Annotated in this window: 6 protein-coding genes; all 6 read right to left on the bottom strand. The window is 42.6% G+C overall.

The annotated features are described in order from the left end of the window. Nucleotides 1-86: 86 nt before the first annotated feature. On the bottom strand, nt 87-2,372 hold the full coding sequence (gene bglX / locus JMN12_RS11830; RefSeq protein WP_203139415.1) for a beta-glucosidase BglX: 2,286 nt from the start codon (nt 2,370-2,372) through the stop codon (nt 87-89). 267 nt (nt 2,373-2,639) lie between these two features. Next, nucleotides 2,640-4,283: a family 16 glycosylhydrolase gene (locus tag JMN12_RS11825; protein WP_203139412.1), complete on the bottom strand. Its 1,644-nt coding sequence runs from the start codon at nt 4,281-4,283 to the stop codon at nt 2,640-2,642. 36 nt (nt 4,284-4,319) lie between these two features. Continuing rightward, the gene (locus JMN12_RS11820) at nt 4,320-5,864 is read right to left on the bottom strand and encodes a PKD domain-containing protein (RefSeq protein ID WP_203139408.1); all 1,545 of its coding nucleotides are present in this window, start codon (nt 5,862-5,864) and stop codon (nt 4,320-4,322) included. A gap of 21 nt (nt 5,865-5,885) precedes the next feature. After that, nucleotides 5,886-7,367 carry a RagB/SusD family nutrient uptake outer membrane protein gene (locus JMN12_RS11815; protein ID WP_203139406.1) on the bottom strand — a complete coding sequence of 494 codons (1,482 nt, stop codon included), beginning with the start codon at nt 7,365-7,367 and terminating at the stop codon, nt 5,886-5,888. Between the two features lie 145 nt (nt 7,368-7,512). Next, nucleotides 7,513-10,527, bottom strand: coding sequence for a SusC/RagA family TonB-linked outer membrane protein (locus tag JMN12_RS11810; RefSeq protein WP_203139403.1), 3,015 nt, complete (start codon nt 10,525-10,527; stop codon nt 7,513-7,515). Nucleotides 10,528-10,835: 308 nt separating this feature from the next. Then, nucleotides 10,836-13,643, bottom strand: coding sequence for a triple tyrosine motif-containing protein (locus tag JMN12_RS11805; RefSeq protein ID WP_203139496.1), 2,808 nt, complete (start codon nt 13,641-13,643; stop codon nt 10,836-10,838). Nucleotides 13,644-14,005 lie beyond the last annotated feature (362 nt).

Below are 14,005 nucleotides of genomic sequence, written 5' to 3'. Positions count from 1 at the left end.
GTTTATAAAATGACTTTGCCAAAGGTGTAGCAGGATAAGCTATTAAAACCTTTGGCAAAGTTTAGCAATAATGAAAGAAAAAAAATCTACTTTAGTTCAAAATCTTTTTCGTTGCTGTTATCGGCGGAGTGTTGGGCTACCCAGAGTTTGAAAGCGCCGGGTTCGGTTACCTTTTTCAAATCGGCGTTGTAGAAGGCTAAGAGGTCTTCGGTGATTTCAAACTGCACTTGTTTGCTTTCGCCGGCTTTGAGTGCGACTTTTTGGAAACCTTTGAGCTCTTTCACCGGACGGGTTACACTACCCACCAAATCGCGAATATATAATTGCACTACTATTTCACCATCGCGCTTGCCGGTATTGGCTACTTGGGCTGTAACGGTGAGTTTACCTCCTTTACTGAGGGTGGCACTGCTGAGCTGTACATTACTAATATTAAAGGTGGTGTAGCTCAATCCGTAACCAAAAGGATAGAGCGGTGTGACAGGCGCATCCTCATATTTAGAACGGTAATCAACTGTTGGGTTATTAGGATCAACGGGGCGACCGGTGTTCTTGTGATTGTAATAGATAGGCACTTGTCCAACATTACGAGGAAAACTCATCACCAAACGCCCTGAAGGGTTGTACTTACCTGATAATACATCGGCGATGCCATAACCTGACTGGGTTCCAGGGAACCACACTTGCAAAATAGCATCGGCTAATTCACTTTCTTCACTGAGGTCGAGCGGACGACCGCTATACACTAATAACACTATAGGTTTGCCTGTTTGTTTGAGGGCACGGAGCAATTCACGTTGAGGAGCGCGCAAACGTATATCGGTAAGGCAAGCGGATTCACCAGACCAGTTATAGTCTTCACCTAAGGCTACCACTGCTACATCAGCGGTGCGTGCGGTGGCTACTGCTTTGGCAATATCGGCAGAAGTAGTGGCAGTAAGTGTACAACCTTTGGCATAGCTAAACTGCACCTTACTATCTTTATACACTTCTTGTAATCCTTTGAAAAGAGAAGCGCTGAGTTCACGGTCGCCGCGACCTTGCCATTCGCCATTTTGGTTGATAGAATCTTTTACCATAGGGCCTATGAGAGCTACCTTTTTCGGCATATCGGGAGTGATAGGCAATACCTCGGCGTTGTTTTTGAGCAATACCACTGATTTAGCAACCGCAGTGCGGGCTACTTGCAAGAACTCCGGTTTCATAAGGGTTGTTTTGGCGCGATTCTCATCGAGGAACTTGTAAGGGTCGTCAAATAAGCCCAATACGAATTTCATTTCCAAGATACGGCGTACAGCGGTGTTGATAGTCTCTTCTTTTACCTTACCCTCTTCGACTGATTTTTTGAGGTGCTTGATAAAGTTAGCGCCTGTCATATCCATATCAATACCAGCATTGATTGCTAACTCGGCAGCGTGCTTATTATCAACCGCAACACCGTGAGGAATCAGTTCGTTAATACCGGTATAATCGGTTACTACAAAGCCTTTAAAGCCCCATTGCTTGCGAAGGATATCGGTCATTAGGTAGCGATTGGCAGTTGCAGGGATACCGTTTACCTCGTTGAAGGAAGCCATTACGGTGCCCACTCCAGCATCGATCGCTGCTTTATATGGTGGTAGATAGGCATTCCAAAGGGTGTGCTGAGAGAGCTCGGCAGTATTGTAGTCGCGCCCTGCTTCGGCAGCACCATAGGCAGCAAAGTGTTTTACGCACGCTAAGACAGTATTGGTTTTGCTAAGCGAATGCCAGTCGGAACCTCCTTGAAAACCTTGTACGCGAGCTTTGGCGATTTCACTTCCCAAGAAAGGGTCTTCGCCAGCGCCTTCCATCACACGCCCCCAGCGTGGGTCGCGAGCTAGGTCGACCATAGGGGCGAACGTCCATTTGATGCCATCGGCAGCAGCTTCTTCGGCAGCAATAGCAGCAGTTTGGCGCATTAGGTCTAAATCCCAAGAGCAGGCTTCGGCAAGCGACATAGGAAATATGGTTTTATAACCGTGAATCACGTCGTAACCAAAGAGAATAGGGATACCCAAGCGAGTTTTCTTGACAGCTATATCCTGCAATTTGCGCACTCCAGGCACGGTAACAGCATTGAACACACTACCTACGAGACCTTTTTCGAGATAAGGCTGAAAGTCATCGGACATTACGGGGCCTGTAACATCCCAATTAGCGGCAAACTGAGTAAGTTGTCCGATTTTTTCCTCTAAGGTCATCAGTGCTAACAAAGAATCTACCTTGCGTTCGATGTTTTTATCGCCACTGAAGGACTCCCATTTCACAGGGGTTTTATCGTCGGTTTTTGACGAATTGTTACAAGCTACTACAGCAAATAAGACAGTAACAGCACAGATTAATTTCTTCATAAAACTTATTTTAAGGTGAGTTCGATAAAACTCACGAATTTACAAAAATGATATATTATGTGAGGGTGTCCGAAAAGTTTTATTTATGTGGGCGTTTGCAAAACGCCCCTACATAACATACTACAAAAGCTATTGATAATCAGATTAATCAACTTTGCCAAAGGTCGTAGCACGACGAGCAATTAAAACTTTGGCAAAGTGTAGCGACGCAAAAGCGATTTTGATACTTTTTGGACAGCGCCCTACATAAAAAGTTTGCGATAGTATTTACTGATAAATTCTCACATAATCGATTTCAAGGCTATCTTCGGTGAAATTATTAGCTACCTGACCTCCCAATGTTCCTCCCATTGCGACGTTTAGAATGAGGAAGAATTTTTGGTTGAAAGGCATTTTGGCGTTATTGTTCATCTCGAAATAGTTCTTGTTATCGATTGCAAAGATAATCTTTTTTTCTGTCCACGTCATCGTATAGATATGAAAATCTGCAGAAGTGTTTGCAAATTCAGTTTCTTTGTCGTAATCGCCCTGACGGTTGTTATCGGTGTCGTACCAATGGCAAGCGCCGAGTATATGGGTCTTTTTATTACCTTTTTGTTCGAGCATATCTATTTCGCCACATTTAGGCCAGCCCTCGGTAGCAAAGTTGTTACCCAAGAACCACATTGCAGGCCAGGTACCTTTGGCAGCAGGCAATTTGGCTTTGATTTCCACTTTGCCATATTTGAAACCATACAAACCTTCAGTTTTGAGTCGTGCAGAAGTATACCCTCCACTGCCATCGGCTTTGGCAGTAATTTTGAGCACACCGTTTTGAACTTTCACATTTTCGGGGTCTTTGGTGTATGTTTGCAACTCGTTATTACCCCAACCATTACTACCTTTGCCTAAATCATACGTCCATTTGGTCGCATCGGGGGTGCCCGCTTTGTTAAACTCGTCGTACCACACAAGGTTCGTAAAGCTATTTTCGGAAGGTTTGGTAGTGGTAAAAATGTGATACCAAGCAAACTGACTATTAGGTTGCATCACGCGCACGACAAGTTGTGTATCGGTAAGGCTGATGATATCATAAGTGCTTGCTCCTACCCACCAACCGAGCATACCACCATTGGAGAGCTCGATAGCTGTACCGCGATAGGCTTTGTTGTCGTACTTACCTTGGGTAGCGGCTTTGGAAGTAGAAGGCACGAAGGACACTTGTTTCTCACCTGTAATCGTAGGTACTACATCGGTGCCGTGACATTGGTCTTTAGCTACACCTAACACCTCAGCATAGGCTCCTGGTATAAACACGTGGTTGGCAGTTTGTTTATAGGTAATACCATTAGCTGTACGGGTGAAGATAAAGGAATTTTCGAACATACAAGTACGAGTAGGGTCGAATGGTGTTGCTTGCCACCAAGCGGGGTAGCCATATTCGCCATTGTCGCCACTTTCTTGAGGACCTAAGCCTGCATATCCCGCTACATTGGCAGCCCAATACCAAGTTTTAGTGTCGCCTACATTCTTACCAGCTAGCATATTTTCGGCTTCAGCATCGGAGAAGGAACTATATACTTCCAATTCTAAAGACACAGAACTCATTGAGCCTCCTGCACCTACAGCACTTACTACTGCTGTAAATTTGTTCGTACCTACTTTGGTATAGCGGTGTTGGATTTTACCAGAGGGAGCCATTTCGGTCTTGCCGTCGCCGAAATCGACACGGTAAGAAATGGCGTTTTGGGCGGTTACTACAAAGTTCACCAAACCCGTGCCGTCGCCGTGAGGATGAGAGTTATCAGCCCCCACAATACTGAACGAGGCATTTACATTAGAAGGAGGTGTAAGGTCTCCAAACTCGTGCTTATCTTTACAACTTATAAAGACAAAAGCAACTAATAGGGTTAAAAGATTTAAGGTTTTCATTTTAATTTGTTAATTTGGTGCGAGTTGCACGAGCAATTAATTCAGTGTTATTTCGTCGTAGTAATAAGTGGTATCATCACCTTTTTCACCAAAGTCGAAGAAAACAACTACTTTAGTATAGGTTGCGCTGGTATCAATGCCAGTAAAATCAAACGAAAGTTCTTCCCAAGTGTTCTTTTTGGTGATACGAGCATCTACTTCTTTAGAAATATTACCCGCAGCATTCTCTAATTTTACTTTTACAACAATACCTGTTTTAGGTGATAGCGCTTTCAATTTAAGGACTTTATGAGCGTTCATATCCAAATTTTCGGAAGTGAAGAACGCACCTGCCCACGTTTGGCTACCTTTGGTGCGCACCATTTTTACTACTTTAGTAGATGTATTGCCTGTAGTATTGGGGTTGGCAACTACTTCTACATTTGCCATATCACCAAAGGTAGTAAATTCGGGAGCTGTACCTTCAAAGTTTTCGATTATCACGGTATTCGATTTTTTGTAGAAATACAAGTTGTCGATAAATACGGTACCTTGTCCTACTAATTTGATTTGGTGTACATCGGTGATTACAAATCCTTGTTTGGTATAGTCGCTTAGCGGAATATCGATGCTTGTCCACTTATCGGCAGTGAGGGTCTTTTTGACAAACTTCTCACCGTCAGCGCCTGTGCTTTTGCTAATCAAATAGATATCTAAAGCGGTAGCATCGGCAGTCCAAACGTCTAAATGTAAGAACTCCATCGCCGATAGGTCGATTTCTCGAGCAAATTGGATACCTTGATAATTGAGATGAGCGTATTGCAAGATTTCATCAGTACCCAACTTAAAGAGGTTGTAGGCAGTGGCTTGACCCCAATTAGGATTGAAATCGGTACCTGCCACATTGGTATATCGTCCGCTGAAAAGCGAAACGACCTCTTGTGCTTTGCGGATTGGAGGTTGAGGAGCCGCAGTAGTAGGCTGTTGCAAAGCAATTACTCGTACCGTTTTTTGTACTTTGGTAGTTTGTTTGCCAGCACCTTTCACCTCTATCGTAAGGGTATAAGTGCCTGTTTGCTTATAAATGTGCGAAACTGCTTCACCTATATTACCAGATACCGGTTTTTCATCAGCGCTTTCACCGAAATACACATCATAGGTAATCGCAAAGTTAGCTTTAGCCGTTACATTCACTTTCTTAGAAACCGCTTGGTCGTTAGCCACAGTTACTTCTACATTCTCAGGAGCGCGGAACGACATCTCTAAAGGCAAAGTTGCTTCGGCCTCCTTGCCAGCGATGTTCACGGCTACTATTTTCACTTGGTAACTACCTTCAGCATAAGTGTGTGTTACCGAACCACCTGCTTTTACCACAGTGGGAGTTGCAGTGCTATCGCCAAAGTAGACCTTGTAGGAGGTTACTCCCGTAGCTATTGGCGTGATGGTTACAGCTCCTGAGTTATCGGTGCTCACCTGAAATTTCGCTGAGACATCGGTAGGAGCAGTGGCATTTTGGACGAAACTGAGATCGTCCTTATCTTTTTCGCAAGCTACCATTCCAATGAGGAGCAGTAGTGCTATTAGGGTTTTGAGTGCTTTCATTTTAATTTAGATAAGAGGTAATTAGTATCCTTGGTTTTGTTGCCAATTGCCGTTGGCGTAACGAATTTCTTCGTGGGGTATGGGGAAGACTTCGTTTTTATTGGCAGTAAAGCCTTGTATTTCGGTACCTTTACCCGTGCGGACTAAGTCGAAAAAGCGCAAGCCTTCGCCTAAGAACTCTACACGGCGTTCTTTCCAAATTGCTTCGGTAAGAGCAGTGCCTGACACCGTAATATTATGATTTTCATCGCCAAAGGCACGTTTGCGCACTTGGTTGAGATAGTCACGAGCACGTTCATCGCTGATATTACCACGGTTGAGCGCTTCGGCAGCCATTAAGAGTACATCGGCATAGCGAATGGCACGATAGTTATTAGGGTTGGTAAGGTTTTGGTCGGGGCTATTGAGGTCGCCTTTGCGAGCAATATATTTTCTATTGAAATAGCCTGTATGTTTGTAACCTTCGGCATAAGTAGCGTTGTTCGCGGCTGCCCACGCGACGATATCCAAGATAGCAACATCTTTGCGGAGGTCGCCTGCTTCAAAAGCATCGACAGCTTCTTGTACAGGTACGTTAAAACTATAGCCAGAATCGAACACAGGACCGTTGTAGTTGCGGATACTGTTAAACCCTACCGCTACATTCCCTTTGCTACATTGCAAACAGTCGAAGCTCGCACCTTCAGCATCGGTGTATTGTATCTCGAATACCGATTCAGCACCATTTTCACCTTCTTTTTCAAAGATAGACGCATAGTCGGTTACAAGAGAATAGGTATTGCTATGTATCACAGTTTCTAATACTTGAGCAGCTTCGGCAAACTTGTTTTGGTATAAATATACCTTGCCGAGGAGGGCTTGAGCCGCACCTTTGGTAGCACGCCCTACTTGACCGTCGGGGGGTGTTGTAGGCAAGTGAGGAATGGCAGCCAAAAGGTCTTTCTCAATAGAAGCATAGACCTCACTCACAGGAAAACGAGGTATTTTTTGTTCGTCACCACGCTCAAAGCGTTTGTTTTCTTTAAGAGGAATTGCTCCGAACCATTTCACGAGTTCAAAATTGTAATAAGCGTGAAGGAAATGTGTTTCGGCAATGATCATCTCTTTGCCCTCAAAGGCTGTTTTGTTTTGGAATTCCAAGATATAAGCCGTGCGGTTTACACCAGCAAACATCCAGTCCCACAAGTTTTTGAGTTGTGCATTGACAGGAGTATGAATCATCTGGTCTATTTGCTGAAAGCCTATTACATCCGATGCTCCTTCCCCTCCGCAAAGGGTATTATCGGAGGCAATTTCGCCCATCAATACATTTATATACGTAGAATGCAACAAGTTGTAGGATGCAATCAGCGCATTTTGGTAATCTTCTTTAGAATTGAAGTAACTTTCGGAGTTTATCTCGTACTGTTTGGTTTTGTCGAGAAAATCGTCGGAACAAGCAAGAGCAAAGGCGAGGAGCATTAGCCCTACTGTCCATTTTTGTATGTGGTGTATCGTTTTCATTTGTTTATGTTTTTATATGTTATAGAACAGCCCACAAACTTCAGCTTACGCTGATAGTTTTTTCGCCTACGAATCGCACGAATTTACACGAATTTCAGCTTACGCTGATGAGATTGGTGGCTTCGCTGTTAGATGGAACGACTTTTTAGAATGAGGTATTAAATCCTAAGATAAACTGACGGGCTTGTGGATAGAAGCCGTAATCAATACCTCCACCAATGGCATCACCAGAAGTAGCTGAAGGATCATAACCTTTGTACTTAGTGAACGTAAAGGCGTTGTTTACTGAAAAATATACGCGGAAGCTCTTCATCTTCACACTTTCTAACACTGAGGCAGGGATAGAATAACCCAACTGTATATTCTGAACGCGCAAGAATGAGGCGTCTTCTACAAAGAAACTTGAGAACAGATTATTAGTAGTTGCTCCCGTAGTTACACGAGGTGTGCTATTGCTAGTACCCTCACCACGCCAACGGTCAAGATATAAACGCTGACGGTTTACGTTAGGTTGTGAACGCTCGTAGTTGCGCACCATCTCTTTATCGAGCTCGGCATACATATAGGTCGAGAAATCAAAGTTTTTATACTTCGCATTGAGGTTCAAGCCCATATAGTAAGTGGCGGTAGGTTTACCCAAATAAGTGCGGTCTTTAAAATCGATGACTCCATCGCCATTCACATCTTTATACCTGATGTCGCCAGGTTTGGCAGGAGCCCCTAAAGCGAGTTGTGAAGGGTGCGCATCTACCTCAGCTTGGTTTTGGAAAATTCCATCGGCTTGCAAACCGTAGAAGTAACCAATAGGTTGACCCACTTCCATACGTGCAGGCGCTAACTGACCGACGCTGAAAGCCCCTCCTTCTGGAATCACATCACCATTGATTGACACCACTTTGCCGTCTAAACGGGTGATATTGTAGTTAAAGCCCCAAGAAAAAGGTTTGGTTACATCACTTTTATAACCTAACGCCACCTCAAAGCCTTTATTTTGGGTATTCCCTGCATTCACAGTAGGGTTTGAAGCCCCTGGTGCAGCCGTTCCTATAATCCCTGAGACAGGGAAATTAGAGATGAGCAAATCGTTGCGGTTTTCTATAAAATAATCGAATACTAACGACAAGCGGTTGCCAAGTGTATTGAAGTCAAAACCGACATCTAACTTTTCGGCTACTTCCCATTTGGCACTTGGGTTTGGCAATTTGCCTACAGCTTTTCCGCGCACTATCTGTCCGTTGAACACGTACACAGCTTCCCCGTTTAAAATTGCCTTATAAAGGTTTTTACCGGCATTGTTACCGAGTGTACCGTAACTACCGCGCAATTTGAGGAAGTCTATCCATTTGCTATCTTTTAGGAAACTTTCGTCGGATACTTTCCAACCGGCAGTTACTGATGAAAACAAGTCGGCACGGTTATCTTTCGGGAAGTCTGAAGAAGCATCACGGCGCAACATTGCTGACAGGAGGTATTTGCTCTTATAATCGTATTGCAAACGACCGAAGAAAGAGGTAAGACGCGAATCGTTCGTATACGAGTTATCAGTTTTGCTGTTGTTCGTACCTGTGGTGAGACCTATATCGGCAAAGTCCCAAGAGTTGTTAGGCACGTCGTAACCTGTAGCACTGAGTCCACTGCCCCAGTTGCGTTGCGCACTAGTACCCACAGTGAGTGAAGTGTTGTGGTTTTTCCAGAAAGTTTTGTTATAAGTAGCAAAAGTCTCCCACGTATAAGCGTGTGTTTCATTCTTTTCCTGAGTTACCGTACTACGACTGCGGTTGAAGATTTTGCCCGTACCAAAGAAGCTCAGTGGTTGGAAATCTTTTTTCTCATCGTTATAGGTTTTAAAACCGATGCGTGAAATGAGGTCTAAACCTTTGATGAGGTTATAACTCAACTGAAAGTTACCTTCTAAGCCATTGCCATCGTACTGATTATAAGTATTTTTAATCTGTGCTAAAGGGTTGATCACCTCATTACCCAAGAAACCTGTTAAATCCTCGTCGTCTAATTTATAGGTAGGTGAGAAGTTCAAAGCGTTGAAGAGCACTGCTCCCAAACCGTTTTCCTCAATGGTTTTGCGCTTGTTGTTGTAATAATTGGCAGTGAAGTTCATCTTGAGTTTTGGAGAAATATCGGCACCCAAACTCACTTTCACATTGTTGCGTTTAAAGTTAGATTTTTCGGGAGCGACAATACCGTCTTGAGTGAGGTGAGAAGCACCAAAGTAATAGCTGAATTTCTCTCCTCCGCCAGAGATGCTGGCAGTTACATCGGAAATTGTCGTATTTTTGAAGACCTCATCTTGCCAATTAATACCTTTACCTAAAGAAGCTAAATTAGCAAAAGGTAATGGCTGACCGTTGGCTGCATAACTTTCGTTGAGCAAGGCGGCATACTCGGTAGCGTTCATATAATCCAACTTTTTGGTAGTTTGCTGGATACCTGCATACGAACTGATTTTCACTTCCAAAGGTGTATTTTTACGTCCCCCCTTAGTAGTTACGAGCACTACCCCATTGGCTCCTTTGATACCATAGATAGCTGCTTGCGCATCTTTCAATACAGTAAGACTCTCGATATCCTCAGGGTTGATACTGTTCAGTGCCCCTTCGTAACCGTCGATAATTACCAAAGGTTCGTTGCTACCGTTAGAACTCACTCCGCGAATGAGAATGTTTATCTTCCCTCCAGGTGAACCCGAAGCCTTGTTTACGCTCACCCCTGAGGTAGTACCTTGCAGGGCAGTAGCGGCATCTACCGGTTTGAGGTCGTTGATAGTTTTGGCATCCACTACCGATACAGAACCTGTTACGTCCTTTACCTTTTGAGTACCATAGCCAATAAGCACCACTTCACCGAGGGTTTGTGTATCCTCTTCCAAAATGATATTTAGCGGATTGCCATTGGCTATCATTTTCTCTTGGGTAGTGTAGCCTACATAAGAGAAAACTAACAACTGACCTTTTTTGACATTTTCTAAGGTAAAATTCCCGTCAAAATCGGTAGAGACACCGTGTGTAGTGCCTTTGACCACTACCGAAACACCTATCATAGGGGTACCCGTAGCGTCTTTCACATTTCCTTTTATGCGATAAGTTTGAGCCATTGCCAAACTTGTACATAAAAACAGTAGAATAGGTAAGAAAAATGTTTTCATATATATTGCTTTTCCTTTCTTTTGGTTTATGTTTTAATTACAGCGCAAAGATAAACGCAATTTTTCAACACGCAAAAGATTTTACCTATACAAAAAATATACAAGGGCTATTTTTTGGGGTTTGTATAGTTGATTATTGATAAGTTTCATTTTTTAATTGATTGTATTATAGTATATTTATAAATATTTTACAAAGTGAGTGTAAAGGTAAAAAACAGGTAAAAGAAAGTGTTAAAAAACGGAGTTGTATAGGTAATGTATAGGTGATAGAATGTTAAAACTATCTTTGGTAAAGTTTGCGATGACTTTTAGAGTTTTAAAATATAATCGGTAAGGTTTTGATTGCGCTCTAAAAGCATCTTTTTGCGGAGGCGATAACGCTTGATTTCTATACTTTGGGTAGAGATATTTAGCAATGGAGCTATTTCTTTGCTGGAAAGGTTCAATCGCAAGTAAATGCACAGTTTGATGTCGTTGGGGGTTAAATCGGGGTGGAGGGCTTTAAGACGATTGAGAAAATCACGGTCGGTTTGGTTAAAAATTTCTTGGAAATGTTCCCAATCGCCTTCACTGTTGATATTATCGTCTACAATATGTAGCACTTCTTTGCCATTACCACTGCTCAAAAGAGCCTCTTTGATACTCATCAGCAGTTCGTTTTTGCGCACTATGCTCATAGTAGTTGCCGCAAGTTCACGGTTTTTGCTCTCTACTTCACTTTGGAGTTTATCATTGCGGAGTTGCATCACGGTACGGTCGTTCTCTAATTGCATCAGGGCGAGTTCCTTTTCTTTTTCTTGCTCTACTTTTTTCTTATGACGCTTGTAATGCACTCTATACACGCGATGCACCACCAAAAGCAATCCGCATAGAAGTGCAATGTAAAAGACTATCATCACATTAGTGGCATACCAAGGTTTGCGAATCACGAAATGAAAAGAGGCGGTATTTGGTGAGACAGCATCACCTACTTTGGCTCTTACCAAAAAAGTATAGTCACCAGCAGGCAGGTTTTCAAAACGCACAGTAGCCTCTTCACTCCAGTCGCTCCAGTGCTCATAGAGTCCTTCGAGTTTGTATTGGTATACTGAGGGGAACATACCGCAATAGGACGGTACGCTATAACTAAAAGTGAAGTTATTTTCGGCATTATTAAAGGTTATTTCCTTGGTATCTATGGCGATGGCACGCAAAGCCCCCTCTACCCTACTACTGCTGATGTGGTTTATATGCACCTCATAGGGGGTATGGGTTACTTGGTTGAACACAAAGCTCATAAAGCCCGTGCTGGTACCCAACAAGCAGTCGCCTTCGCGGTATTCATAAAGATTTTCATAGCCAACGAGGTCTTTGCGAAACGATGCTGAGAGGGGCATTTTTTTCAGCTGAGGAGCACTATCGAGTTTGCCTTGTGCTATCTTTACGATATTGTGCTGGGTAAACGCCCACAAGCCCTCGTCCTTACTTTGCACAAGGGTGCCCGATAGGTAACTATCTTGGTGGAACAGCTGCTGTGTAAGGGCTTCATCTTGTACAAATTTATGGGTTGTAGTGTTATATTTAAACAAGCCTTTTTCAGTAAAATACCAAATCTCATTACGGAATTTAGCAATTGCCGACTTGCGCCCTATTGGGGCAGAAGTTTCTTTGTGTATTTGGGTTACTTTGGTAAAATCATCATTCAGTTGCAAGCGAAAGACCCCTTTGTACTCGTGGCTCACCAATAGTTCAGTAGATGAGATAAACTCAAAAAATCTACTCGACACGTTGAATCCCTCTATTTTATTGCGATACTGCCAACGCCCATCTTTCTTTTCGAGCAAATGCAAGCCTTCGTAATTGCCTTGTAAAAGCCAATTAGGGTGCCCTGCTATAGGTTTTACATCCCACGTACCCAATAGGTTACATATAGAGGTAGCTTGGTGGTTTTCTATAATAAACGTACCCGAATTATGACCGCAGAACAGTGTATTTTCTACTACTTTTAGTTGCCAAACCTGTCCGTTAGTTCCCTCAACAAGACTGAATTTACTATTCGATTGCAAGGGGAAGGGGGTGTAGAACAATCCTTGATTGGTACCCAAATACAAGGTTCCTTGATGTACAATGGAGGTGTAGACTGCTCCGAGTATCCCCTCATAATCTTTATACAAACGGAAAGGTGAAAAGAAATTCACCATACTGATACCATTGTCTAACCCCAGCCATACATTGTGTTCTTTATCCTCAAAAATAGAGAGTACTGTGTTGTTTTGCAAGCCTTCTTTCTGTTGTAAATGCTCCAAGAGCTCGCCCTTAGCAGAAATTCTATACACGCCCTTGGCAATAGTTCCCAACACCAATGAGCCGTCGCTTAGTCGTTCGCAACTATATATATTGAGGGTGTTAATCAATTGAGAAGCGCTTACTTTCCACGCTTCAATTTGGGTAGGCGTACCTTCGTAAATTCCTTTGTCTTGGGTAACGAATAGAAAGTGTTCTTTTTGAGGAAGCAGATTGATGAGGATATGTTCGCGAAAGAGAGGGTGATCGGTAACTAATACTTCTTCCCCATTGACGAGTTTGAACAAACCTTCTTTCATCTTTTGGAAATAGATATGTTCACCTATTTTGAAGATTTTAGGTAGATGATGAGTAGCGCTAATTATCTTAAAACGCTGTTGCTGAGTATCATAAATAAAGATTTTATGCAGCGATTGGAACAGTACCCAGCGATCGGAAAAGATAATTTTCCATATTTCTTCGTCTTCTATATCGGCGGAGTTTAATTGGCGGCTTAAAGAGGTGTATTGTAGTTCGTTGAATTTGTTAGGTTGCCAATAGCCAAATTCGGCAAAACCTCCCGTATAGAGAGTGTTGCCTTTGGCACTTACTGCACGTGCAATGGCTCCGTTGGGCAAAGGGTAATGCTGCCACACTACTCCATTGAACTCCAAGAGACCTATGTTGTTAGCAAAATATATATTTTTGTTATCAGTTTGACATATCTTCCAATTTTGACTTTCCCCCTTGTATTCAGAAGGGGTATAGTTATAGATAGGAGGTAGCAATTGTGCGTGTATCATCATTTCCCACCAACTACTTATCAAAATACATAGAAAAACACGCTTACGCATCATAGTTATTGGTTTTTAATGTTTTTATTTACAAAAGTTTCCCGCGGATTGTGATATTTTTTAGGGTTATTGTTAGTTATAGGACAAGGCAGACTTGGCTGAGCTGCCTGAGTTGCAATGGTATATTGCTAATTTAACGTGAGTTTGACGTAAGAGAAATATGGTTAATTATTTACTAATCAAATAAATAAACAGCTTTGATGTTTTTTTGTTCTCCCACGAATTTCACGAATTTTCACGAAATTGGGAATGCATAAAAGTCTTTATTTTTTATTATCTCACGAATTTTCACCTGACGGTGAATCATTCTGTGAATATATTATGTTACAAAGCTGCAAATCAATGTTCTGTTATATTGAACT

Source organism: Capnocytophaga genosp. AHN8471, assembly GCF_016806945.1.
Taxonomy (GTDB): domain Bacteria; phylum Bacteroidota; class Bacteroidia; order Flavobacteriales; family Flavobacteriaceae; genus Capnocytophaga; species Capnocytophaga periodontitidis.
The sequence above is the reverse complement of the archived record's forward strand: the minus strand, read 5'-3'. Positions and strand labels throughout refer to the sequence as shown.

Coding starts and splice junctions, on each gene's coding strand:
- bglX (WP_203139415.1), bottom strand. CDS start 2,372: ATGAAGAAATTAATCTGTGCTGTTACTGTCTTATTTGCTGTAGTAGCT.
- JMN12_RS11825 (WP_203139412.1), bottom strand. CDS start 4,283: ATGAAAACCTTAAATCTTTTAACCCTATTAGTTGCTTTTGTCTTTATA.
- JMN12_RS11820 (WP_203139408.1), bottom strand. CDS start 5,864: ATGAAAGCACTCAAAACCCTAATAGCACTACTGCTCCTCATTGGAATG.
- JMN12_RS11815 (WP_203139406.1), bottom strand. CDS start 7,367: ATGAAAACGATACACCACATACAAAAATGGACAGTAGGGCTAATGCTC.
- JMN12_RS11810 (WP_203139403.1), bottom strand. CDS start 10,527: ATGAAAACATTTTTCTTACCTATTCTACTGTTTTTATGTACAAGTTTG.
- JMN12_RS11805 (WP_203139496.1), bottom strand. CDS start 13,643: ATGCGTAAGCGTGTTTTTCTATGTATTTTGATAAGTAGTTGGTGGGAA.